At 36.9% G+C, this 25,362-nt stretch carries 20 protein-coding genes; 9 read left to right on the top strand and 11 right to left on the bottom strand.

Features of this window, described 5'->3' with window-relative positions; genetic code table 11:
* Position 1: 1 nt before the first annotated feature.
* The 6 genes from ACB104_RS06875 to ACB104_RS06850 all read right to left on the bottom strand — a co-directional run bounded on the left by ACB104_RS06875 (position 2) and on the right by ACB104_RS06850 (position 6,979).
* Complete coding sequence (locus ACB104_RS06875) at positions 2-1,039, bottom strand: vWA domain-containing protein (protein ID WP_370477545.1); 1,038 nt, start codon at positions 1,037-1,039, stop codon at positions 2-4.
* A gap of 34 nt (positions 1,040-1,073) precedes the next feature.
* Positions 1,074-2,078, bottom strand: coding sequence for a vWA domain-containing protein (locus ACB104_RS06870; protein ID WP_370477544.1), 1,005 nt, complete (start codon positions 2,076-2,078; stop codon positions 1,074-1,076).
* Complete coding sequence (locus ACB104_RS06865; protein WP_370477543.1) at positions 2,078-3,736, bottom strand: BatD family protein; 1,659 nt, start codon at positions 3,734-3,736, stop codon at positions 2,078-2,080. Before ACB104_RS06865 ends, ACB104_RS06870 begins: the two co-directional genes overlap by 1 nt.
* A gap of 3 nt (positions 3,737-3,739) precedes the next feature.
* Entirely contained in the window at positions 3,740-4,606 is an 867-nt protein-coding gene (locus ACB104_RS06860; RefSeq protein ID WP_370477542.1) for a DUF58 domain-containing protein, read from the bottom strand.
* A 75-nt stretch (positions 4,607-4,681) separates the two neighbouring features.
* Positions 4,682-5,683, bottom strand: a complete 1,002-nt coding sequence (locus ACB104_RS06855; protein ID WP_370478065.1) for an AAA family ATPase — start codon at positions 5,681-5,683, stop codon at positions 4,682-4,684.
* A 186-nt stretch (positions 5,684-5,869) separates the two neighbouring features.
* On the bottom strand, positions 5,870-6,979 hold the full coding sequence (locus tag ACB104_RS06850; protein ID WP_370477541.1) for a DUF4382 domain-containing protein: 1,110 nt from the start codon (positions 6,977-6,979) through the stop codon (positions 5,870-5,872).
* Positions 6,980-7,171: 192 nt separating this feature from the next.
* Between ACB104_RS06850 and ACB104_RS06845 the strand changes: the two genes are divergently transcribed.
* Positions 7,172-8,305 (top strand): ATP-binding protein, encoded by a 1,134-nt coding sequence (locus ACB104_RS06845; RefSeq protein WP_370477540.1) that lies wholly within the window; start codon positions 7,172-7,174, stop codon positions 8,303-8,305.
* A gap of 160 nt (positions 8,306-8,465) precedes the next feature.
* On the opposite strand, the gene amaB is transcribed toward ACB104_RS06845, so the two are convergent.
* The gene (gene amaB / locus ACB104_RS06840; protein WP_370477539.1) at positions 8,466-10,019 is read right to left on the bottom strand and encodes an L-piperidine-6-carboxylate dehydrogenase; all 1,554 of its coding nucleotides are present in this window, start codon (positions 10,017-10,019) and stop codon (positions 8,466-8,468) included.
* Positions 10,020-10,141: 122 nt separating this feature from the next.
* Between amaB and ACB104_RS06835 the strand changes: the two genes are divergently transcribed.
* The 5 genes from ACB104_RS06835 to pbpC all read left to right on the top strand — a co-directional run bounded on the left by ACB104_RS06835 (position 10,142) and on the right by pbpC (position 20,333).
* The gene (locus ACB104_RS06835) at positions 10,142-11,173 is read left to right on the top strand and encodes an isoaspartyl peptidase/L-asparaginase family protein (protein ID WP_370477538.1); all 1,032 of its coding nucleotides are present in this window, start codon (positions 10,142-10,144) and stop codon (positions 11,171-11,173) included.
* 123 nt (positions 11,174-11,296) lie between these two features.
* A complete protein-coding gene (locus tag ACB104_RS06830) occupies positions 11,297-16,858 on the top strand; it encodes an alpha-2-macroglobulin family protein (protein WP_370477537.1) in 5,562 nt (1,853 codons plus the stop codon).
* A 4-nt stretch (positions 16,859-16,862) separates the two neighbouring features.
* Positions 16,863-17,585 carry a YqjF family protein gene (locus tag ACB104_RS06825; protein WP_370477536.1) on the top strand — a complete coding sequence of 241 codons (723 nt, stop codon included), beginning with the start codon at positions 16,863-16,865 and terminating at the stop codon, positions 17,583-17,585.
* The gene (locus tag ACB104_RS06820; RefSeq protein ID WP_370477535.1) at positions 17,582-17,893 is read left to right on the top strand and encodes an antibiotic biosynthesis monooxygenase family protein; all 312 of its coding nucleotides are present in this window, start codon (positions 17,582-17,584) and stop codon (positions 17,891-17,893) included. Before ACB104_RS06825 ends, ACB104_RS06820 begins: the two co-directional genes overlap by 4 nt.
* Positions 17,894-17,978: 85 nt before the next feature.
* Positions 17,979-20,333 carry a penicillin-binding protein 1C gene (gene pbpC, locus ACB104_RS06815; protein WP_370478064.1) on the top strand — a complete coding sequence of 785 codons (2,355 nt, stop codon included), beginning with the start codon at positions 17,979-17,981 and terminating at the stop codon, positions 20,331-20,333.
* A gap of 2 nt (positions 20,334-20,335) precedes the next feature.
* Here pbpC and ACB104_RS06810 read toward each other — a convergent pair whose 3' ends face one another.
* From ACB104_RS06810 to ACB104_RS06800, 3 genes are all read right to left on the bottom strand, one after another.
* A complete protein-coding gene (locus ACB104_RS06810; protein ID WP_370477534.1) occupies positions 20,336-21,052 on the bottom strand; it encodes an endonuclease/exonuclease/phosphatase family protein in 717 nt (238 codons plus the stop codon).
* A 159-nt stretch (positions 21,053-21,211) separates the two neighbouring features.
* Positions 21,212-21,763 carry a YciI family protein gene (locus ACB104_RS06805; protein WP_370477533.1) on the bottom strand — a complete coding sequence of 184 codons (552 nt, stop codon included), beginning with the start codon at positions 21,761-21,763 and terminating at the stop codon, positions 21,212-21,214.
* 17 nt (positions 21,764-21,780) lie between these two features.
* The gene (locus ACB104_RS06800) at positions 21,781-22,248 is read right to left on the bottom strand and encodes a CYTH domain-containing protein (protein WP_370477532.1); all 468 of its coding nucleotides are present in this window, start codon (positions 22,246-22,248) and stop codon (positions 21,781-21,783) included.
* A 77-nt stretch (positions 22,249-22,325) separates the two neighbouring features.
* Here ACB104_RS06800 and dinB point away from each other — a divergent pair, with 77 nt between their 5' ends.
* Together dinB and ACB104_RS06790 are read left to right on the top strand one after the other, a co-directional pair.
* Positions 22,326-23,426, top strand: coding sequence for a DNA polymerase IV (dinB, locus tag ACB104_RS06795; RefSeq protein ID WP_370477531.1), 1,101 nt, complete (start codon positions 22,326-22,328; stop codon positions 23,424-23,426).
* Positions 23,427-23,595: 169 nt separating this feature from the next.
* Positions 23,596-24,027: a TerB family tellurite resistance protein gene (locus ACB104_RS06790; protein WP_370477530.1), complete on the top strand. Its 432-nt coding sequence runs from the start codon at positions 23,596-23,598 to the stop codon at positions 24,025-24,027.
* Positions 24,028-24,161: 134 nt separating this feature from the next.
* Here ACB104_RS06790 and ACB104_RS06785 read toward each other — a convergent pair whose 3' ends face one another.
* Positions 24,162-24,827 carry a DUF2202 domain-containing protein gene (locus ACB104_RS06785; RefSeq protein ID WP_370477529.1) on the bottom strand — a complete coding sequence of 222 codons (666 nt, stop codon included), beginning with the start codon at positions 24,825-24,827 and terminating at the stop codon, positions 24,162-24,164.
* 137 nt (positions 24,828-24,964) lie between these two features.
* Here ACB104_RS06785 and ACB104_RS06780 point away from each other — a divergent pair, with 137 nt between their 5' ends.
* Positions 24,965-25,342 (top strand): hypothetical protein, encoded by a 378-nt coding sequence (locus ACB104_RS06780; protein ID WP_370477528.1) that lies wholly within the window; start codon positions 24,965-24,967, stop codon positions 25,340-25,342.
* Positions 25,343-25,362: the final 20 nt, after the last annotated feature.

The raw sequence follows: 25,362 nt of genomic DNA, 5'->3' as shown, positions 1-25,362 counted from the left end.
GTTACAAATTTTCATTGAAAAGATTCAATTTTTTCAGCCATTCCGTTTTTCTTTCCAATAGGAAAATATCGATGAATAAGAAAAATATGCCAAAGCCTAAAAACCACTGAAATTGGTCTTTAAAATCGGCAAATTGCTTTGCTTCAAATTCCGTTTTATCCATGGTGTTTAAAATCTCACGAATATTTTCAACAACATCTTTGGTATTCTTTCCGTTAATGTATGCCCCGTTAGCCTCCGCTGCAATATTCTGCAGCGTTTCTTCATTCAATTTGGTTATAACTGTTTCGCCTTGGCTATCCTTTTTATAGTTTAAAACCGTACCATCTTTCTTGATTGGAATTGGCCCTCCTTTTACATCACCCACACCTATTGTAAAGATTCTAATGCCTTCTTCACTGGCCTCTTCTGCCACTGCCGCTGCCTGCTCGCTATGGTCTTCACCATCTGATATGATAATGAGTACTCTGTTGGTTTGCTCATCATCATCAAAATAATTAGTTGCCAATTTTATGGCTTCATTTATTGCCGTTCCTTGCGAAGACAACATATCGGTATTCATGCTTTGCAAAAACATTTTGGCCGACGCATAATCTGTTGTAATGGGCAGTTGCGGAATAGCTCTTCCCGCGTATGCAATAATCCCTATGCGGTCGCTTGCCAAATTATTGATGATTTGCGTTACCAACTGCTTGGATTTTTCCAAACGATTGGGTGCTATGTCTTCAGCCAACATACTTTTTGAAACATCTATGGCAAAAACGATATCTACACCTTCACGCTTAACTGTTTCCAGCTTTGTACCAATTTTTGGGTTTACCAAGGCAATGGCCAAGCACAAAAAGGCTAAACTCAGCACAACAATCTTTAAAACACCCTTGAAAATAGAACGATTTGGGCTCAATTTTTTCAGCAACGTAATATCAGCGAATTTTTTTTGCGCTTTATACCTCCAAAATTGAAGTAACAAAAAGAACAAGACTACCACTGGAATAACCAACAATCCCCAAAACCATATTTTTTCGTCTAATTGATACATTTTTGTTTAACGTTTCAAGTTGAAAAATTCAAGTCTAAACAAAACTTCTGAAAACAGTAAATCTTAATAATACCTCCAGTAACAGGAACAATCCTGCCAGTATTACCAAGGGGCGATACTTTTCATCGTAATTGTAAAATTTAAATTCCTCTATTTCTGTTTTTTCCAGTTTATTTATTTCGTCGTAAATCTCTTCAAGTTTCTTGTTATTGGTGGCCCTAAAATATCTGCCTCCCGTAACTTGGGCTATTTCCTCAAGTAAAGCTTCGTCTATTTCAACTTGGATGCGCCCGTACTGAAAATTACCGTTTGGTAAAATAGCCACAGGTGATAAAGCCATTCCGTTTGTTCCCAAACCAATGGTGTAGACTTTTATTCCGTATTCCACAGCCAATTCACTAGCTATTTTTGGGTCGATAAAGCCTGAATTATTAACTCCATCCGTCAATAGAATAATTACTTTACTCGTTGCTTTGCTATCCTTTAAACGGTTTACCGCAGTTGCCAAGCCCATGCCAATAGCCGTTCCCCCTTCAATAATGGTGTTATACTTTATGCTTTTTAAGGAATGCAAAACAATGGCTTTGTCACTCGTAATTGGTGTTTTTGTATAACTTTCTCCAGCATATTCCACTAAACCAATCCTATCGTTAGGGCGACCTTTAATAAATTCGGCGGCTACTTTTTTAAGGGCTTCCAATCGGTTAGGCGATAAATCTTTTGCCAACATACTTGCCGATACGTCAATAGCCATGACGATATCAATACCACGCGTAGTTTTTGTTTTTGTTGACACATCAACCGACTGCGGCCTTGCCAAACCAGTAATCAATAAAGCCAAAGCCAATAGGCGCAGTACAAATAACAAATGTCTTGATTTTGGCAGCCAAGAATTGGTGATTTTAAACCCCTTTAAGCTAGATATTTTAAGCTCGGCCGTTTGCCGTTTGCTTTTAAATAGATACCATAGCACGGCCAATGGCAGCAATAAAAACAACCAGAAAAACTCCTTATTTAAAAATTCTATGCCTTCAAACATTAGCCTTCTGCTTTTTTAAGTTCAATTGAGTTAAGGATGCGCTCTAAAATCTTTTCTGCATAAACATCATTTTCCCTGTGGAAAATCATGACTTCCTGAACAACGTTCTCTGCCGTAAAACCAAGGACAACATATTTTCCTTTTTCAAGTTTATCGGTTCCTAAAACTGGTGAATCCATTGTGCCATAAACTTTTAACCCTTCGGCTCCATTTGGCGTAACAAATTTTTCTCTTTTGATAATGATATTCTGGGCTCCAGCATTTTCAAATAGTTTTAATTCACTGTCAATGGCCTTTTCTATATCTATTTTATTTTCTCCTTCTCCAAAATTCTTGATTTTAGAGGTAGCCAATTGGATTTGAAATCTATCCATTAAGCTACCGTAACCAAATTGTGTCATCTCTATTTGCTGAGCCATCTCTTCTGGTAATTTCGGAGTGGTACGCTTTAAAACTTTTGGTGTGCTGATGGTAATTGGCGGGAAACCATAAGCACTGGTTACCCAATTACCTTCTAAAAGTTCTTTAGTATCATGGCCAATGATGGTATCCTTTACATAATCGAAACCATATTTAATCGAGAACCCTGTAATGGTTGCCAATAAAAGAAAAACGCTGATGGCAACTGTTATCCATACTTTTTTACGTTTCTTTTTTCGTTCTTGCTCTTCCCGATATTTGGCGTCAAGTAGCTTTTCTTCCTCGGTTGGCTCAGGCAAAGCTTCCTTAACGTGGTCAATTTCTATGTCGATAGTGTCTCTGTCGATTTTGGCCAATTCAATATCTGGAGCAGATTTAGCAAACTTTACCAAATCGGCACGTTTTAAAATGTTTTCAAGGCTTTTAATATCTTCTTTGCTCAAATCCACTTGATTGCCTTCTTTAAGCAAAGTGAGGCGCTTAATCAACTCATCTGTTGTACTCTCCAAAGCGCGGTCATAAACCTTTTCGTCTAAATATTTTCTGATGATAAACGTTAGTTCAGAATAATAATCCTTCATATTCTGATGCTCCAAATAATGGGTTTCATCAAGTTCTTTGAGTGCTAATTTTGCGCGGTCGTAAGGTGGCAACAGTGCTATTTGTTCCGCTTCAGTCAATGGCTTTTTTCGCCAAATGAACCAATACAGCAAAAATGCAATTGCCCCAATAATTAGAAGAGCTAGCAAAACATAAATCCACCAATTACTACCCGCTTTTTGAACGGCAATTATTGGTTTAATATCATATAGGCCTTTGGTGGTATCGATTTCAATATTTCTAACTTCAACCTGAACGGAATCGGTAAAAAATGTTTTATCACCAACAATGATTTTTTGCTGTGGAATGGTGTACTTACCGGAATCGAACTGGGTTAAGCCGTACTTTTTTATTAAGTTGAATTTGTCGTTGTTTTTTATTGTATCAACATCATAGGATTCAATCATTTCGAGAGGAGAAAAGGTTTGCCCCTCCGGAAAAACAACCAGTTTTGTTGAATCGGTTTCCACTTGAATGTGATAAGTTATTAGCTCGCCTATTTTAATGGAAGTTGAATCAATAGTTGATGTGACTTGGGCAAAAGAGAACCAAGAAAAAAGTATCAACAAAAAAGACAACGAAAGATTTCTTGATGGTCTCAATTTAAAATTAGTCATTCTTAATTCTTCATTAATCATTCTCTATCCTCTTCTTTTAAAATAGCCCAACAACTTTTTCACATAGCTTTCATCCACGCGGCAATCAATAGCGCCAGCACCTGATTTGGTAAAACTTTCCTTGTAATAATCTACCTTTTCTCGGTAAAACTTTGCGTAATTGAGCCTTACTTTTTTTGATGAAGTATTTACCAGCATCATCTCTCCTGTTTCTTCATCTTGCATTTGTACCATGCCCAAATTCGGAATTTCTTCCTCACGTTTATCATAAACTCTAATGCCCGTTACGTCATGTTTTCCAGCAACAATTTTCATGGTTTGGTTATAATCGTCCGCAATAAAATCTGAAAGCACAAAAACAATCGCCTTCTTTTTCATTACGTTTTGCAAAAATTTTAAAGCTTCGGCTATATTGGTCTGTTTACTTTCAGGTTCAAATTCAATAAGCTCTCTAATTATTCGAAGTACATGCGAGCGCCCTTTTTTTGGCGGAATGTATAATTCCACTTGGTCTGAAAAAAGAATCAGCCCAATTTTATCATTGTTTTGGGTTGCTGAAAACGCCAGTGTTGCGGCGATTTCTGTAACCACCTCATTTTTGAACTGCTCTGTGGTACCAAATAGTTCTGAGCCCGAAACGTCTACCATGAGCATCATAGTAAGCTCGCGCTCTTCCTCAAAAACTTTGACAAAAGGCTCATTGTAACGTGCTGTTACGTTCCAATCAATACTTCTAACATCATCACCAAATTGATACTGACGAACCTCACTAAATGTCATACCTCGACCTTTGAAGGTAGAATGGTATTCTCCTCCAAAAATATGATCAGACAAACGGCGTGTCTTAATCTCAATCTTACGTACTTTTTTTAGTAACTCTTTGGTATCCATTTGAATTGTTCAAGGTTTAAGGTTTAAGGTTCATTGTTGTGCAACTTTGAACTTGAAACTTAGAACTCGGAACTATTAAGGCACTTCTATTTCGTTTACTATTTTATTGATGATGTCTTCTGAAGTAACGTTTTCGGCCTCAGCTTCATAAGTAATTCCTATTCGGTGTCTTAAAACATCATAAACAACCGCCCGAACATCTTCAGGAATTACATATCCGCGACGCTTGATAAACGCATAGCATTTAGCCGCATTGGCCAAATTGATGCTTCCACGTGGTGATGCGCCAAAAGATATTAATGGTTTTAAACTGGTAAGTCTGTATTTTTCAGGATATCTAGTAGCAAAAATGATATCCAAAATATATTTCTCGATTTTTTCATCCATGTAAACTTCACGAACAGCCTTTTGGGCATTTAAAATTTGTTCCAAAGAAACTACAGGATTTACCTTATCCCAAGCGCCTTTTAAATTAGCACGCATAATAAGTTGCTCTTCGTCAATTTTTGGGTAATCAATAACCGTTTTCAACATAAAACGGTCTACCTGTGCTTCAGGCAAAGGATAAGTTCCTTCTTGTTCTACTGGGTTTTGGGTAGCCATTACCAAAAACGGTCTATCTAGTTTAAATGTGTCGTCACCAATAGTCACTTGTTTTTCCTGCATGGCCTCAAGTAATGCTGCCTGTACTTTTGCAGGCGCCCTGTTAATCTCATCGGCCAAAACAAAATTGGCGAATATTGGCCCCTTTTTAATGGAAAAATCGTTAACCTTCATATTGTAAATTAAGGTTCCTGTAACATCTGCAGGCAATAAATCTGGTGTAAATTGAATTCTACTAAAGCTACCATGAACCGCTTGAGCCAAGGTGTTAATGGCTAGGGTCTTTGCCAATCCAGGAACACCCTCCAGAAGTATATGTCCTTGTCCAAGAAGGCCAATTAATAAACGTTCAACCATATGCTTTTGCCCTACAATAACTTTGTTCATTTCCAGCATCAGCAAATCAACAAAAGCACTTTCCTTTTCAATTTTTTCGTTAATCGACTTAATATCAATTGTACCTGTTTCTTCCATCATGTTTAAATTTTTAAAAGCCCGAATATACTGCCCTTATTTGAGCAATGCAAATTGTTAAAATTTTTATTGGGAACCTGTTAAAAATTGGTTAAAAAAGCCTCGTAAACACCGTTAATTATTGGTTAAAACAAAAAGGCAGCACCAAATATGGTACTGCCTTTTCTTCTTTTATTTTTAAATGAATTATTCCGCCACTAGCGTAATATCATCCACTACAGTTTCTGCATTTGGTGTTACAGTAATGTTAATTTCTTGGGAAACATAGCCTTCAGCACTTACAGTAAGTGTATAATCTCCGGCTGGAACTTCTTCTAAAAGGAATACTCCTGTTTCATCAGTTTCATCGGTTAAAGGGTTTCCATCAACCATTATTGAAGCGGTGGCGACAACACCTTCTGGCAATTCAATTACCTTTCCAGTAATTGAACCTGGCTTAAGCGGCAATTCAATTGGTTCAGGAATTATTGTGGTTTCACCATTTGTTACGGAAACGGCTTCTTTAATTCCATTTGCGTAATCTGACGCTTCATCAACCGGTTCAACAATTACATCATATGTTCCACCTGGTACGCCCCACAAAGCAAAAGCTCCGGTTTCATCAGTGTAAGCAGAAATTATGATATCATCCTCTGGGTCGTCATTGCCCATTTCATCAACAATAACATAAGCCATTGCTGGCACATCTGCTGGGCTAACACTTCCTTCTATAATACCGGAATTAGCTTCAGTACTAACGTAAAGCACCGGTTTTAATATAATATTCCCAGAATTACCTGCCATAACAATAGATTTTTCAACATCAAAATCTAAAATAAAGTCATAGGCATAACCTGGTTCAATAACCGAGTTTACCTTTAGTTTTAAACCAGATTGCTGGGCACTTGGCGTTTTTAAGTCGAATTCTTCATCAACTTCTTGGTCGTTTTCAATAACAATTGTATTTCCATCCCCCAACACCAATCGCATTTGCGATAATGTTCCAACTGGGATAGGAAATTTGTCTACTAAAACTTTGCTCATACCTCCTGTAAAATCAAGAAGGTTTACGGTTTCGTTTTGCGCATCGAGAGACATCCAACCATTTTCATCATCGCTATCATCATCCATTTTAATCATGACATCAACTATCTCAACGTTAACAGCTTTAAATTCACCAGGAGCATCAACAAGCTTCACTGTAATAGTTGGTTGAACGCCACTGGTTGCCATTTCATCATTTTTATTTTCACATCCCAAAAAGGATAACAGTAAAACTGAAAATAAGGTGATTTTTAAATTTTTAATCATATTCATAGTATGCAATTTTTAATTCGACTTATGTTTATATACGGCATTTTTGGGGCGTTTAGATTATTCATAAACCCAACATTTATGTAAGCAACTGATGCCCAAACTTATAACAATATTATAATTTTAAATTTGAATTGAGTATTTTTATAGTTGAAAAACAAAACTTTCTGGATAACTGCCCTTTGCCCTGCTAATATGATTAACAAACGCCTACTTATAAAGCACCTTTTGGCCCATAACGACGAGAATAGTTTTTATGACAAAAAGCGAAAAATAGATATCACCCATAAGGAAGGGAAGGCCAAATTTTTAAAGCACATTTGTGCGCTCTCTAACAGCAATCCAAAAAACAACTCGTACATAGTCATTGGGGTTGAAGACGCAGACAACAGCATCGTTGGTGTTGACTTTTTTGACGATAGTAAAATACAAAACCTCATTAATGCCTATTTAACCAATCCACCCCTAGTTCAATACGAAAACATCCCTTTTCCTCATTTACCGGACGATAAGGTTGTGGGTTTGGTTACCATTCGCTCCAGTGAAAAAATAACATCCCTTAGAAAAAACATCTGGAAATATTATGGTGGATCCGTGTTTTTTAGAGATGGTAGCATGAGCATGCCCAAAATTTTTGACGTTGAAATAAAGGATGTGAACTCAAAAATTGTTGAGGCCATTGAAAAAAATGCTCAAAACAATATAGAGCATACCCTTGATGGGGTGTTTCACTTTATGAACTCCAGAAAAGACTATAATGCCCAATATAAAGTTTTCAAGGAGTATTTTGTAGTCTGTTGGGCCGGGCAAAAAAAATCAGTAAAAGACGAGGTGTTTTATTCGCGAGTTGATATTGAACTCGTTAACGAGCAGGTACGTTTGTTCTTTTCAGCGCTGGATGAAGTTTCAATTAATTTTGATGATGACACTTTTAAAATTATTGAATACGTGAAACTAGGACTTCAAGAGCGGTACCATTATTATCCCCTGGAAAAAACCATTATTCAATTTGAAGACAATGCTCAATATAATATTGAAACCAAGCTATTGTTTGAGGCCCCACAATACGACAAAAAAGTGCTGCACCACATTTACAATACCAACAATACCATTTTAGAAAAACTTAAAAAAGAACTAACGCTTACACCAAGGGAAGAAATAGACCTAAAAAACCTTCCATCAACATATCTAATATGTTATTTAAACTTGTTCCATGAAGCTTTGAACAAACTTAATGAAGCAAAACCATACTTAAAATCGCATAGCGACGAACTTTATAACCTTTACAAAGAAGCTCTTAGAATTTTAAGAAAGGTAAAATACAACTAACATTTGTTAATAAATTTAACTTTCGCTTAATGTTAAACGTTACTTTTTTTGAAGAAAAGTTGTATTTTTGTTGTGCTATTAATCATTTTAACGAAACCTTGTGCTCCAAATCGAACAGAAAAAGAGTCAAGGTTTTTTTTGAATTTATTTTGATGAGATTTTACAAATCAAACTTTATGCCCTGTGCTAAAGGTAATTCATTTGTATAGTTGATGGTGTTGGTTTGACGACGCATATAAATCTTCCAAGCATCACTGCCACTTTCTCGACCACCACCGGTTTCTTTTTCTCCACCAAAGGCTCCTCCAATTTCAGCCCCAGAAGTACCAATATTTACATTGGCAATACCGCAATCTGACCCAGCAACCGATAAAAATTGTTCGGCTTCCCGAAGATTGTTGGTCATAATTGCTGAACTCAATCCTTGAACTACATTATTCTGAATATCAATGGCATTTTCAACATTACCTGAATATTTCAAAAGATATAAAATGGGCGCAAACGTTTCGTGCTGAACGATTTCAAAATCAGGTTTAGCCTCAGCAATAGCTGGTTTTACGTAACATCCGCTTTCATACCCTTCACCAGAAAGCACACCACCTTCAACAATTAAATTTCCACCTTCCTCTACAACTTTTTTCAAAGCATGTTGATAAAGCTTTACTGCATCTTTATCGATTAGCGGGCCAATATGGTTATTTTCATCCAACGGATTTCCAATGCGCAATTGCTTATAGGCATCAACAATGGCCAGTTTTACTTTGTCACAAATACTTTCATGAATAATTAATCGGCGGGTACTGGTACAACGCTGCCCTGCAGTGCCAACGGCACCAAAAATAGCGCCAATAACTGTCATTTTTATATCGGCATCAGGAGTCACGATAATAGCGTTGTTTCCTCCTAATTCCAATAGACTTTTCCCCAAACGTGAAGCCACTTCTTGAGCCACAATTTTCCCCATTCTTATGGAACCTGTAGCTGAAATTAATGGAATTCTGGAATCCTTCGTCATAAATTCTCCAACTTTATAATCGCCGTTAATCAAACATGAAATGCCTTCAGGCAAGTTATTTTCTGCAAAAACTTCGGCCGCAATATTTTGGCAAGCAATGCCACAAAGCGGTACTTTTTCACTAGGTTTCCAAACGGTAACATCGCCACAAACCCATGCCAAAGCTGTATTCCAAGACCAAACAGCCACGGGAAAATTAAACGCCGAAATGATACCCACAACACCTAACGAGTGGTATTGCTCGTACATACGGTGTCCAGGGCGTTCACTGTGCATGGTCAATCCGTGCAACTGTCTGGATAAACCAACGGCAAAATCACAAATATCAATCATTTCCTGAACCTCACCCAAACCTTCTTGAAATGATTTGCCCATTTCAAAGGACACTAATTTGCCTAAAGCTTCCTTTTTCTCCCTAAGTTTTTCACCAAATTGCCTAACGATTTCGCCACGTTGTGGTGCTGGAACTATTCGCCATACTTTAAAAGCTTTTGTTGCGACGTCCATTACGGTTTCAAAATCTTCCTTTGTGGTGGTTTTCACCTTTCCAATTAAACTTCCATCAACCGGCGAAATGGATTCAATAATACCCCCATTCGAAAAATAATTTGAACCTGTAGATGCTCCCTCATTTATTGCTTTTACCCCTAACGTTCGCAATGCTTTATCTATGCCAAAATCAGTCACTACCATTTTCATAAATTATTGATTTTTCATTAATTTTAAAATTTTTTACGAATATAATAATAAAAAGTTGTTTTTATTAAAGTTCATCAACACTAAAACAATTATCTTTAGGGTCAATAAACCAATATGAATCTATGCAAAAGGCCATTTTTCTCTTATTTATTTTTCTATCAATCACTTCTTGTAAAAAGAAAGTTGAAAATGTTGTTGAAGCACCCAATCAAAAAGCAGAATTTTCTATTGTAATTCATGGTGGTGCTGGCACTATTTTAAGAGAGCATTTGTCTACTGAGAACGAGGCTATTTACAGAGCGAAGTTGGAAGAAGCCATTCGAGTTGGTTATAACATTTTGGTAAATGGTGGAAGCAGTATTGATGCCGTTGAAAAAACCATTCATGTTTTGGAAGACTCATCCTTATTTAATGCTGGAAAAGGGGCCGTGTTTACAAACGCCGAAACCAATGAACACGATGCTTCCATTATGGACGGAAAAACGTTGAACGCTGGTGCTTCGGCGGGAACAAAAACAGTAAAAAACCCCATAAGTCTAGCCAGAGCTATTATGGAACATTCACCTCATGTCATGTTTTCGGGAAGTGGTGCCGAACAATTTGCTGAAGAGCAAGGGTTAACCATTGTTGACCCTAAATATTTTTTCACCGAAAAAAGCTTTAATGCACTTAAACGCGTAAAACAGGCTCAAGTAAACGCTCATTATAACACCAATATAAATGACAGCAAATTTGGCACTGTGGGCTGTGTAGCGTTGGACAAAGATGGCAATTTGGCCGCCGGAACTTCAACAGGCGGCATGACCAACAAACGTTGGGGACGCATTGGTGATTCACCCATTATCGGGGCAGGAACCTATGCCAATAATAACACTTGTGCCGTTTCGTCTACAGGTTGGGGCGAGTATTTTATTCGTGCCATGGTAGCCCATGATATTTCAGCTTTAATGGAATACAAAAATTTGTCTCTGGCCGAAGCCGCAAAAGAAGTGATTCAAAATAAATTACCTAGTCTAGATGATGGCCAAGGCGATGGAGGCGTAATTGCCATAGACAAACTTGGAAATATGGTTATGGAATTTAACACCGCTGGCATGTTTCGTGCTACCATGAATGATAAAGGCGATTTATACATTGGGATGTTTGCAAATTAAACGATTTTAAGAACAAATTAACAAAACGTCGCCATCTAAACTTAAAAAGTTCAACGTACATTTATTAACGAGAATCCACCTACACCCTCTCATCAGTTCATTTTCAATTTAATTCATCAATCTATGTCATTCAAAAAATGCCTTGCTTTAGCATTCGTCGTTTCGTTAGTCTTTTCCTGTAAAAAGAAAGAAGTTGAAACCGATAATGTTTTTAAGTTTAAGGAATACATCGGCTATACTACGGCTGGTTTCGTTTCGGTTGCTGAACCTATTCAAATTAATTTGGCCAAAGACGTGGAAGGATGGAAAATGGGTGATATTATTGGTGATGATATTCTGAAAATTCAGCCTCATGTTCAAGGAAAATTATCGGTTGCCAATGCGCTCACTTTAATTTTTACGCCCGATGAAGATTTAGAACCTGCAACCGAATACACTGTTTATGTTAAGCTCGATGACATTTACAAAACTGTTGAAAAGGGCTATGAGACCTACACTTTTCAGTTTAAAACCATAACCCCCAACTTCACTATTATCACCAATAATTTACAATCTTACAGCAAAAATTGGCAGTATGTAACGGCGGTGATGCGTTCTTCGGATGTGATATCTTTGGATAACGCCAAAAAAATGGTTGAAGCCTCACAAGACGGAAAAAAACTGTCCGTGGTTTTTAATGAATACAATGAAAAAGCGAAAGTTTTCGAATTCAAAATTGACAGTATTAACCGAAAAATTGACGACAGCCAAATTACCGTAAAGTGGAACGGAAAGATTATAAAAGCTGCAAACGAAGGCGAAAACACAATCAACATTCCAGGAATAAACAACTTTACCATTGTGGATGTTGATGTAGTTCAATCTCCAGAGCAATATTTATCCATCAACTTTTCTGATGCTTTGAAAAAACAGCAAAACTTTGACGGCTTGGTCACGCTTCAAAAAGTAAAAACCCCAAAATACATTGTTGACGGCAATGTTTTAAAAGTGTATCCAGACTCTAAACTAGTGGGCAACATTCAGGTGGATGTGTTCACGGGTATCACCAATTCCGAAGGTTATAAACTAAAAAGCCCATTTTCTGAAACCATTGCTTTTGAAGAGCTAAAACCGCAAGTTCGTTTGATTGGTAATGGCTCTATTTTGCCCAATTCACAAGACCTAAAATTCAATTTTGAAGCCGTAAACCTCAAAGCTGTTGATGTTAGAATCATTAAGATTTTTCAAGACAACATCCTTAAGTTTTTACAGGACGGAAATCTCAATAACAACAACGCTTACGATATTAGAAAAGTGGGGCGACGCATTGCAAAACAGACCATTCAACTACAAACCGAAGCCGAAAACACAGGAAAATGGAAGGCGTACAGCATCGATTTGTCCAAATTTTTCCGAGCCGATGCCGGCTCAATTTATCGGGTGGAATTGAGTTACAATAAAGACTATTCGCTTTACAACTGTGCTGCCAATAAAACCAACAAGTCTTCGGAAGAAAACGAAGACTACGATTATTACGAGGAAGATTATGAAGGCGATTACACCGAAACCTCAACGGAAGATGAAGATATAAGGGAAGAAGAATATTGGGACAACCTGACGTACCGTTACAAAACCTACAGCTACAATTGGCGCGAAGAAAACAACCCTTGCCATGAAGCGTATTATAATGAACGCAAAATCGTTTCCCAAAATTTAATCGCTTCCAACCTTGGGGTGATTGCAAAACAAGGCACCAACGGTTCGTATTATTTTGCGGTTACGGATATTTTAAGCACAAACCCAGAACCCAATGCCACGGTAAAACTTTATAATTTTCAACAACAGGAATTGGCCAGCAGAAATACGGATAACGACGGTTTAACTTTATTTGATTTAGGAAAAAATGCCGCCTTTGCCATCGTTTCAAAAGGCAATAATTTCACTTACGTAAAATTGGCCGACGCCAACTCACTGTCCTTGAGCAAATTTGATGTTTCGGGCAACAAAACACAACGCGGACTTAAAGGTTACATTTACGGCGAGCGCGGTGTTTGGCGGCCAGGCGACACCTTGCACGTTACCTTTATGCTCAACGATTATTCAAATCCGTTGCCCAAAGGCCATCCCGTAAAAATGGAAATTACAGGCCCCAATGGCAAATTGGTTTACAAAAGCGTAACGACCGATAATCTTAGCAACTTTTACAAATTCACCGTTCCAACTGCTTCCGAAGATAAAACAGGAAACTACAATGCCAAAGTTTCAGTGGGCGGTGCTACCTTTTACAAAGGCTTAAAAATTGAAACCGTTAAACCAAATCGCCTTAAAATTAAAGTGGATTTTAAAGACGAGGTGTTAACCAATAAAGCCCCTTTAAGTGGAACGTTGGCAGTAAATTGGCTTCACGGAGCACCCGGAAAAAACTTGAAAGCTGAAGTAAAGGCGAAATTCAGTACTAAAAATTCAGGGTTTGAAAACTTTAAAGATTACACCTTTATAGACCCTACAAGAACCTATAACACCGAAGAAATTAATGTATTTGAAGGCAACGTAGATGAAAACGGAATGGCCAACATCAACACAAAACTTGCCGTTGGGAAAAATGCTCCAGGCATGTTGAATGTGCAGCTTTTGGTGCGGGCTTTTGAAAACGGAGGTGACTTCTCCATGGATACCTTTACCAAAAAATATGCACCGTATGAGTCGTTTGTTGGGTTGAAATCTCCAAAAGGAAATGCTTATGGTTCTTTGTTTACAGACGAAAACCAAACCTTTGATGTTGTTACCGTTGATGCCTTCGGAAAACCCGTGAGGTATAACAACCTAGAAGTAAAAGTGTATAAAATTGAATGGCGTTGGTGGTGGAATTCCTCTTACGACAACCTATCCAGTTATGTTTCCAGTACTTACCACAGACCTTATTTGGACACCAAAGTTTCTACCGATGCCAACGGAAAAGGAAGCTTCAATTTAAAAATTCCAAACCACGAACGCGGCAGATATTTAATCAGGGTTGTAGACCCAGCAAGCGGACACGCAACAGGAAAAACGGCCTATTTTTATAAAAACTGGTACACCCCTGCAGGCGATAAGGAAGCCGCAAAAATGTTGGTATTTTCAGCTGATAAAGAACATTATAATGTGGGTGAAACCGCTAAAATAAAATTCCAATCGGGTAGCGAAGGTCGTGCCTTGGTAAGCATTGAAAACGGCAGTGAAGTGCTGGATTACAAATGGGTTAAAACCATCAAAGGCGAAACCAAAGTAGACATACCGATCACATCATTAATGGCGCCCAATGTGTTTGTAAACATTTCATTATTGCAACCACATGCCGTTACTGAAAATGATTTGCCCATTCGCTTGTATGGTGTTATCCCCATCATGGTTGAAGACCCCAATACCAAGCTTTACCCAGAACTAAAAATGCCCGATATATTAAAACCAGAACAAACTTTTAAGGTTCAGATTTCCGAAAAAAACAATAAACCCATGACCTATACCATCGCCATGGTTGAGGAAGGTTTATTGGATTTAACCCGATTTAAAACTCCAAATGCTTGGGACGAATTTTACAAACGTGAAGCTTTGGGCGTAAAAACCTGGGATGTATTTGACGATGTTATCGGCGCTTATTCAGGCAGCATAGACCAAGTGTTTGCCATTGGTGGCGATGGTAGAGCGTTGGCTGGAAAAAACAAAAAGGCCAACCGATTTAAACCCGTGGTTACCTATTTAGGCCCCTTTACTTTAGACGCTGGAAAAAGTGCTGCCCACAACATTAAAATGCCAAATTATATTGGCGCGGTTCGTACCATGGTCATGGCTGGAAATGCCAAAACCCAAGCCTATGGAAGTACTGATAAATCGGTTCAGGTTAAAAAGCCGTTAATGGTATTGGCATCGCTTCCTCGGAAATTAAGCCCCGGTGAAAAAGTAACCCTCCCTGTTACAGTTTTTACTATGGAGCCTAAAGTGAAAAATGTGAACATTAGCTTAAAATTGAGTGATGGTATTTCAGTGGTTGGCGAAAGCAAAAAAACCCTAACCTTTGCCAAACCCGATGAGCAAATGGTGTATTTTGAACTGGACGTTAGTAAAGCCAAAGGCATCAATACTGTTGAAGTTATTGCCTCTGGAAATGGTGAAAAATCGACTTACAAAGTAGAATTGGATGTGGTAAACCCAAATCCGATAACTTCAAAATCTATTGATAAAACGCTTACTGAAAATGCTTCCGAAACCATTGAATTCTCAACCTTTGGCGTTTCGGGAACCAATTCTGCAACCATAGAATTTTCAACCTTGCCGCACATGGATTTTTCACGTAGGTTGCAATACCTTATTCAATATCCGCATGGGTGCGTTGAGCAAACCACATCTAGTGTCTTCCCTCAATTATTTTTGAACGATATTTTCGATTTAACTTCAGATAAAAAACAACAGATTCAGTCTAATATTGAAGATGGCATCAAACGTTTGGCTCATTTTCAAAAACCAAACGGGGGTCTTAGTTATTGGATAGGGCAAAGTTCAGCCAACGATTGGGGTACCAGTTACGCAGGTCATTTTATGCTTGAAGCTGAAAAGAAAGGATTTGTGCTTCCATTAACATTTAAAAGTAACTGGATAGCCTACCAAAAGCAAGCCGCTAGAGATTGGCGACCAAGCTATAGAACTTATAATTCAGATTTGGCTCAAGCTTACAGACTGTTCACTTTGGCTTTGGCTGGAAGCCCAGATTTAGCAGCTATGAATAGACTAAGAGAGTTTTCAGAGATTTCCAATGAAGCCAAATGGCGTTTGGCAGCGGCGTATGCTTTGGCAGGTCAAAAAGAAGCCAGTGAGGCTATTTCCAAAACCGCAAACATCAATTTTCAGCCTTCAAAATATAGCTATTACACCTTTGGATCGGTAGATAGAAATCTCGCCATGGCTTTAGAAACCATGGTGCTTACCAAAAATTCAAAGGTTCGCGAACTTGCTGAATCCATTGCCAAAGATTTATCGAGCAATCGTTGGATGAGCACTCAAACAACGGCCTACGGCCTATTGGCTATGGCAAAAATGGTGCAGGCCAATGGTGGCAAAGCTTTAAAAGTAGATTATTCTATTAACGGAAAACAAGAAACAATTCATACTAAAAACGCCATTGCTCAACGCAATATAAATGTTATAGATGGCAATAATTCCGTTTCAATAAAAAATGCTAACGGTAATCTGGTTTATGTGCGCGTTTTAAATTCTGGAAAACTACCAATTGGTGAAGAAATTAATGAGCAGCGTGGTTTAAGTGTTTCTGTTAGTTATATTGACCTAAAAGGCAATAAGATAAATGCCTCCAAATTGCAGCAAGGTCAGGACTTTGTTGCCAAAGTAACTGTACGTAATCTGAAAGATGAACCCGCAAAAGATGTGGCTTTAACACAAATTTTTCCATCGGGCTGGGAAATCGTAAATACCCGATTCACCAATTTTGGCAACACCATTGTAAGTCAAGCAGATTATACCGATATTAGGGACGACAGAGTAAACTTTTATTTTGATTTACCAGCAAAAGGAAAGCACAGTACAAAAACCTTTAATGTGATGCTGAATGCATCCTATTTGGGAACATATTATTTATATGGTGTACAGGCTGAAGCTATGTACGACAACGATTATTTTGTTAGAACCAAAGGACAATGGATAACAGTTGAAAACTAACTATATGAAAGCCAAAGAAATATTAAAACAAAAAGAACACAGGCCATTTGACTTTCCTGAAAACTCTTGGAAGTTTTATCAGGAATGGAACAAAGGCATTTTTCTACATTGGGAGGTCAATCCCGAATTGGTAAAACCCCATCTTCCTAAAGGTATGGAACTCGATACCATTGATGGAAAAACATGGGTAAGCTTGGTAGCTTTCGATATGAACCACATAGGGATTCGAAGCATACTTAAAATTCCACGTGTTTCAGATTTCCATGAAATCAACTTACGTATTTATGTGATTTACAAAGGAAAACCTGGTGTTTATTTCTTGAGTATGGAAGGCAGTAAACGCTCCTCCTGTAAAGTTTTGAGAACCTTATCTAAATTTCCATATCGTTTTTCAAAAATTAAAAGAACGGACTTTAGCTATACATCGAAAAACAAAAAATTTGACGATTTATTCCATATTGAATTTGAATTGGGAAATACAATAGAAACTAGAAGCAAGACCGATGTTTGGCTAACCGAACGTTATGTAGTTTTTCAAGATTACAGCAAAAATATTGCGGAGTATAACGTGCATCATTTGGAGTGGCCTTTGCAAGACATCAATCTAAAAAAACTTGACGTTAATTATCCCAGATTTAGTGATTTAATGAATAACAAGCCTGATAAAATTCACTACTCAAAAGGGGTACAGGTATTAGCGTGGAATAAGATTAGACACAGAATATGAGTGAACCCATTGATCCATATTACGCCGTAATTTTCACTTCAACCCAAAAAGAAAACATTGAAGGTTATCCTGAAATGGCAAACAAAATGGAAACATTGGCAAAGCAACAAACTGGCTATTTGGGTATGGATAGCGCAAGAAATAATGTTGGCATAACGGTAAGCTATTGGAAAAATTTGGAAGCCATAAAAAACTGGAAGCAACAAAGCGACCATGTAATCGCGCAACACAAAGGCAGAAAAGATTGGTACAGTTGGTACAACGTTAAAATCTGTAAAGTAGAACGGGAGTATGAGTTTAAAATTTAAAGTCATTACGAGGAGTAAAACGACCTGGTAATCTTTTCAATTTAAGAGATTGCTTCGAAGCACTCGCAATGACACTTCTCTAAAAATTTTGAAATTTATAATCTCCTACATAAAACGCAACAAAATAAAATCAGCAATCATTTTTGTGCTTCTGATTGCCTATTATTTTTGCTTACCCAAACAACTATTTAAAGCACCTACTACAACAGTTATCACAAGCGCCAACAACGATTTGCTTGGTGCACAAATAGCAGATGATGGTCAATGGCGATTTCCGCAAAACGATAGCGTTCCCGAGAAATTTAAAACTTGTATCATTCAATTTGAAGACGCTTATTTTTATAAGCATCCTGGTTTTAATCCTATTTCCATTTTTAAGGCCTTACGCGACAATTTAAAATCTGGAGGCGTAAAACGTGGTGGAAGTACCTTAACGCAGCAGGTTATTCGCTTATCAAGACAAAACCAAAAACGCACCTATTTTGAAAAATTCATTGAACTTATTCTAGCCACCCGATTAGAATTCCGTGAAAGCAAAGCACGAATTTTAGCTTACTATGCCAGTAATGCACCTTTTGGAGGCAATGTGGTTGGTTTAGATACTGCCTCATGGCGGTATTTTAACAGAAGTGCCAACCAATTATCTTGGGCAGAAAGTGCTACCTTGGCTGTTTTGCCAAATGCCCCAAGCCTTATTTATCCTGGAAAAAATCATGAAATATTACTTAAAAAACGTAATGCGCTTCTAAAAAAATTACTTCAAAATAATTTAATAGACGATTTAACTTATAATCTTTCCATTGCAGAACCTTTACCCCAAAAACCTTATCCGTTACCTCAAATTGCCTCCCATTTATTACAAAAAATAGCACAAACCCACCGCGGAAAACATATTCAAACGACAATTAAAAAACCTTTACAAGAACGTGTTAACCATATTGTAAAAACGCATTACAACCAATTAAGTCAAAATGAAATTTACAACGCCGCCGTTTTAATTTTAGATGTAAAAACCCGAAAAGTTTTGGCCTATGTGGGTAACACACCAACCGATAAAGCCCACCAAAAAGATGTAGATATTATCGACAAACCCAGAAGTACAGGAAGTATTTTAAAACCATTTTTGTATGCTGCCATGTTGGATGCCGGCGATATGCTGCCCAACACTTTGGTTGCCGATGTGCCCACGCAATTTGGCAGTTATAACCCTGAAAACTACAGTAAAACCTATGATGGCGCTGTGCCTGCAAGTTGGGCGTTATCGCGGTCGTTAAACGTGCCTTCGGTGAGAATGCTTCAAGAATTTGGCTTGGACAGGTTTCATCATTATTTAAAGAAGTTAAATCTTAAAGACTTAAAATACAATGCTAATCACTATGGCTTATCGCTTATTTTGGGCGGAGCCGAAAGTAATTTGTGGGATTTATGCAAAAGTTATGCAGCACTCTCTTCAACCTTAAATCATTTTTCTGAAACCTCAAGTGAATACTTTTCGAATGAATTTTGCGAACCTACTTTTTTGGCTTCGGAAACTACAGACTTTGGAAAAAAGACTTTAGATAAAGTCCTTTTTGATGCCGCTTCCATCTATCTAACTTATGAAAGTTTGAAAGAAGTTAACAGACCTGAAGGTGACGAAAGCTGGGCGTTTTTTGATGGCTCGAAACAAATTGCATGGAAAACGGGCACTAGTTTTGGCTTTCGCGATGCATGGGCCATTGGCACCACAAAGGATTATGTAGTTGGTGTTTGGGTTGGGAATGCTGATGGCGAAGGCAGGCCAGGTTTGGTAGGCGTACAAACTGCAGCGCCTATTTTATTTGATGTGTTCGATATTTTACCAAACAGTGAGTGGTTTACCAAACCTTATGATGAAATGCAAGAGGCATCTATTTGTAAAAAAAGTGGTTATAGAGCATCACCAAATTGTGATGATGTTGAAGAAAAATTCATTCAATTGAGTGGATTGAAAACAAAACCTTGCCCCTACCATGTTCTAGTGCATTTAGATATAACCGAAACGTATCAAGTAAACTCTTCATGCGAAGACATTTCAAACATTACCAATAAAAGTTGGTTTGTTTTGCCACCGTTAATGGCTTACTATTACAAGACCAAAAATCCGTTTTACAAACCATTACCAAAGTTTAGAAGTGATTGCTTAGGGGATAATACCATTACCATGCAGTTTATTTATCCCAAAGAAAACAACACTGTTTTTTTACCAAAGGATTTTGACGGAACATTAAACGATTTAGTAATAAAAATAGCCCATTCCAAACCCGAAAGCAATGTGTTTTGGTATATCGATGATACTTATACGGCAAACACCAAAGACATTCATGAATTGGCCATTATTCCCACTAAAGGGAAATACTTAATTACTGTAGTTGATGAATTTGGGAATGAAGCCAGGCGTTGGATTGAAATATCGGAGTAGTTCTATTTCCTAACAATAGTTTTTACCATATTATGATCTGATTTAAACGTGCCTATTTTCACCGTTTTAAGAATTTTTAAATCCTTTGATACCCAAATATGGTCCAATGACAGTAAGGGCAAGTTCCAAAACCAAGTTTCTCTAAAACCATTCCCTTTTTCATTGAATGCGTGGTTAAAATTGGTTTTCAGATTATCTAAATATTTGGACTCATAAGGCACGTTAAAATCTCCTAAAATAATGGTTTTTGGTTCGTTTTTTATTTGATTGTTTACAAACTCAAATTCCCAAGACCTTGGCACATCGCTACTACACTGAACATCGATAGCACAAATATTTATTCCCTCTGTTTTAAAAAATACCATGTTCGTATGAAACCGAGAGGTTTCTTCCTTTAAACCTTCTATTGGCATTTTAGAAAAAACCATCAAATCTGGTTCTGACTTGAAAAAATAATAGTCGGGATAAGTTTTTTTTAATGCGAAAACATTAAGACTGCTCGATTCAGATAAAACCATTATATCGGGAACACCACCATTAAGCTCAAAAGCTTCTAAAAACCCATTTTCTCTAGAGGCATTCCAAAAAACAACTTCTGTATCGATGCCATTTTTCTTATCAGGAAAATGAATTTTAAAACTCCGTCCAAACCAAATGATAAGTAATACAACTACCAAAATGAGATTGTACTTTCTTAGCTGGCCTAAGAAAATGGACAACAATAAAACAACGAAAATAATTACGGGAAGTGGAAGAATGTAAAAGTATAGCGAACTCCAATAGCTGTTTTCTTGTATAACGAAATGGATACCTAATAATAGAAGTATTATTAGAGTATTTAAAAAAAAGTAAATGCTTTTTATGATTTTTAGTAGCATCTATCTTAAAGGAAAGCCTTTGGCGGCCCACCAGGGGTGTATTTCAATTTCCAATCGGCCCGCTTTTACCATGGGATCGGCATTCGCCAAACTATCCGCCATTTTTAACGTGGGCACATTGTAAATGGTAATGCCCCGAATATCGCCATCATCACCAAATGGCCCGGATATATCGGCATAGCCCAACTCGTACATTTTTCCTAAATGGGCCAAGTGCTCCTTTTGTAAATCCGCTGTTTCTTCTTCATTTTGACCTCTTATTGGCCCTGTTTTTAGAAATGCCATAAAGTATTGTTGCATCAAAATAGTATCCTGGGTTTTTTCATCAACATAATCAAATGTTTTAAACCCTTTTGCGTTAAGTTCTTCTTTTATTTGCTTTACAGTTTTTATTTGTTCTATAATCTCATTGGATTGTGAAATCACTGAATCTTTTGCAGTTTTGATAAGTTCTGTTCCCACATCTGTTGTATCTGAATTTGTTTCTTTTGGCTCATCTTTGCATGATAAAACTACAAGTGCGGTAACAAAAAGGATTATTAATTTTTTCATCTCTATATGCTTTAATTTCACCAAGATTTAAATGGTTTTTTACTTAATTGGGAATTATAATACTTCAAATTACCCGTTACTTCCTCCCCCAACCAATCAGGTTTTTCAAAAATTTCGTTTTTTTCGGAAAGTTCGATTTCGGCCACTACCAAGCCTTCATTATCACCAAAAAACTCGTCTATCTCAAAAATATGGTTTTTAACCTTTACTTCATAGCGTATTTTGTCAATGATGCCTGGTTCGCAAAGATTTAACAGTTTTTCAGCATCTTTGGCGGTTATTTGTGTTTCCCATTCAAAACGTGTTAATCCATCTTTTGAGGATACTCCCTTCACCGTTAAAAACCCCAAATCTCCTTTTATTCTTACCCTAACGGTCCGTTCTTTATGGGTGTTCAAAAAACCTTGAATAAGCCTTGTTTTACTTAAAGCTTCAGATTTATAGGCATCTGAAATCACCAAGAATTTACGTTCAATTTCTATCATTAATTATACTTATTTATTTTACTAAAGCTACTGGGAAGGTAAACAATAAAATGGGCTTTAATGCCTAAATTTACACTATGTCTTTTGATTTACCAATAAGGAAGATTATTCATGTTGATATGGATGCTTTTTATGCATCTGTAGAACAAATGGATAATCCTGAACTCAAGGGCAAACCTATTGCCGTTGGTGGTGCCGGTAAGCGCGGTGTGGTTAGTGCAGCTAGTTACGAAGCCAGAAAATATGGTGTAAAAAGCGCCATGGCGGGAAACTTAGCTGCTAAACTATGCCCTGATTTGATTTTTTTAAAACCTCGTTTTGACAGATATACTGAAATTTCGAAAAAAATAAGGGCTATTTTTTACGATTATACCGACTTGGTTGAACCTTTATCTCTTGATGAAGCATATTTAGACGTTACAGAAAACAAAAAGGGCAATCCAAGTGCTTCTCTCATTGCTCAAGAGATAAGAGAACGTATCTTAACAGAAATTGGCTTATCGGCATCTGCCGGTATTTCCATAAATAAGTTTATTGCTAAAATTGCCAGCGATTATAACAAACCCAACGGACAAAAAACCGTTAAGCCGGAAGAGGCTCTAGAATTTTTGGAGCAATTGGACATAAGAAAATTTTATGGCGTTGGTAAAGTTACCGCCGAAAAAATGTATCAAAAAGGCATTTTTACTGGAATGGATTTAAAGCAAAAATCACTTGAATACCTCGATGAAAATTTTGGTAAATCTGGAAGATATTACTACCATGTTGTGCGGGGTATTCATAGTAGCGAAGTAAAACCAAATCGCATAAGAAAAAGTCTGGCTGCCGAGCATACTTTCAGTAAAAACCTCTCTAGCGAGGTGTACATGCTTAAAAAACTAGAACATATAGCAGAAGAAGTATCGCGAAGATTGAACAAAAGTAAGGTTTTAGGAAAAACCGTAACCTTAAAAATAAAATATAGCGATTTTACATTACAAACACGAAGCAAAACCTTGCCCTCTTTTATAAATGACAAGAGCATTATTTTAGAAACAGCAAAAGAATTACTCTATCAAAACAAGCTAAACAATTCCGTACGTTTACTGGGTATTAGTATCTCGAATTTAGACACAGAAACTAAAAAGATTCAAGAAAAAACAAAAACGGTAAGTGTACAATTAAAGTTTGAATTTTAATTGGTTTACAACAAGCAAAGCTAGACTTCATTTCAGATAAATCTTTTGCAAGTATTAATCAATTTTCTATTCTGAAGCTGATGGGATATTGGCAGCCAAAAAATTAAAAATTCGATTTAGTTTCTTAAAAAAAATATGTACGTTTGCAGCACCAATAAAACAAAAGGATATGTCGTTTGCAGATTTATTTGATAGCGGATTTAAACAGCGTAATGCAGACCATTTTGCAGCTATTGTTCGTGTTGCCATGGATGATGGAATTATTACTCCTGAAGAACAGGCATTTTTGGACCGATTAGCACGCAATTTAGGGATTACCGAAGGGGATTATAAACAAATCTTAAAAGATTATAAATCTCACCCTATTAATCCTCCAGTATCTTACGACAGACGTTTAGAGCGTTTATATGATTTGGTACGCATGGTACATGTTGACCAAATTAAAGGTGACCCTGAGCACAAACTTTTAAACAAAATAGGAGTTGGATTAGGTTTTCATGCAGTTAACGTAAAATACATTGTTGATAAAGCTTTAACTCTAGTAGGCAACGGGGTAGATCTGGATACTTTTGTTGACCAAATAAAGAACATGAACAGGTAGAAAATTTATAAAACTACTATAAATACAAGCGCCCAACTTCTTAGACGCTTTTTTTATGATAGTTTTGAGCATTAAAAAAGGATAACGCCAACAGTAAACATTATCCTTTCTTGCAACAGCTAGTAGTAAATTAGCTAAATTCTTCCACATTTTTGATTAGTTGCGTTGATTATTGAATTATAAATATCAACACTTAAAAATTGCGGTGTATAAGTGTCACCTAAATTTTCAATTCCTTTCAGAAAGGCCCTTAAATGGTTGGTCGACCCACATTTTAAATTTTCAAAAACAGCAATTAAACTGGTGTTTGAAGTTGCATCAATGTACTCTTGTAAATCTACGATGTCTAAATCTTCAATAGTCGCTCCAATTTGTAAAGCATTGGTAATACTTTTTGAACCATCGCTGATAAATTGGTCATAAAAATCTTGTAAAGCCTTATTGGCGAATTGTCCTGCTGGTAATATCTCATAGTCTATACCATATTGCACCAAGAGATTTTCAACAGCGCCCATATGCGATTGTTCACTGTTTTTAATATTTGCAAATTGGTTAATAGACCATATATTGTCTAAAAACGTGTAAGTATCCCTAGCTAATTTTTCTTCTTCCAGCATAAAAAGCAGTGCTTCTTTATCAGAATCGTTCAATACTTGTGCATTTAGATTATTGTTAAGTTCATTAATACTGTTCTCATTTAAATCAATACTGTTATCTTCCTCATTACATGCATATAAAAACGAGAAAGACAGGGCAAGTATAATGCCCGTAATTATGGAGTTTAAATTTTTCGCTTTCATCTTGTTCTTACTTTTAATTTCAATAAAATTATACAATAAAAACAATTTGTTTGGCTACTAAAGTTACATAGAAAAATTGGGCTCTTTTTGTGATAAATGTCACTTAAAATTACACTAATTCCCCTAAATTTGCATCCGTGAAAAACTGGGCTACCCTAATTGTATTTTTATTATGTACACTTATGCTGTACAACAGTTTAAGGTTTTCTGCAACCTATGCCTACTACAGCCTTGACCCAGTGGGTTTTATTGAAAGACTTTGCGAAAATAAAGATAAGCCCGGAATGCAATGTAATGGTCAGTGCCATTTGAAAAAAGTAGCGCAATCGTCAAATGAAAAAAACAGCGAGCCCGCCAATGTTATCAATTTTGATGAGCTTTTGCTTTTTAAACAAGAGATTTTCAGCTATAACATAACCCCTGAGTTTTTCACCCAAACGAAACGTATTAGTTCTCATCTAAATTTATACAGTTTTAGCTTTAAAACATTCTGTTTTCATCCTCCTCAGAAATAAGACATCATTATAGATGAAGC

The sequence above is a fragment of the Tamlana flava genome (assembly GCF_041287255.1).
In the GTDB taxonomy this organism is placed as follows: Bacteria; Bacteroidota; Bacteroidia; order Flavobacteriales; family Flavobacteriaceae; genus Tamlana; species Tamlana flava.
The sequence above is the reverse complement of the archived record's forward strand: the minus strand, read 5'-3'. Positions and strand labels throughout refer to the sequence as shown.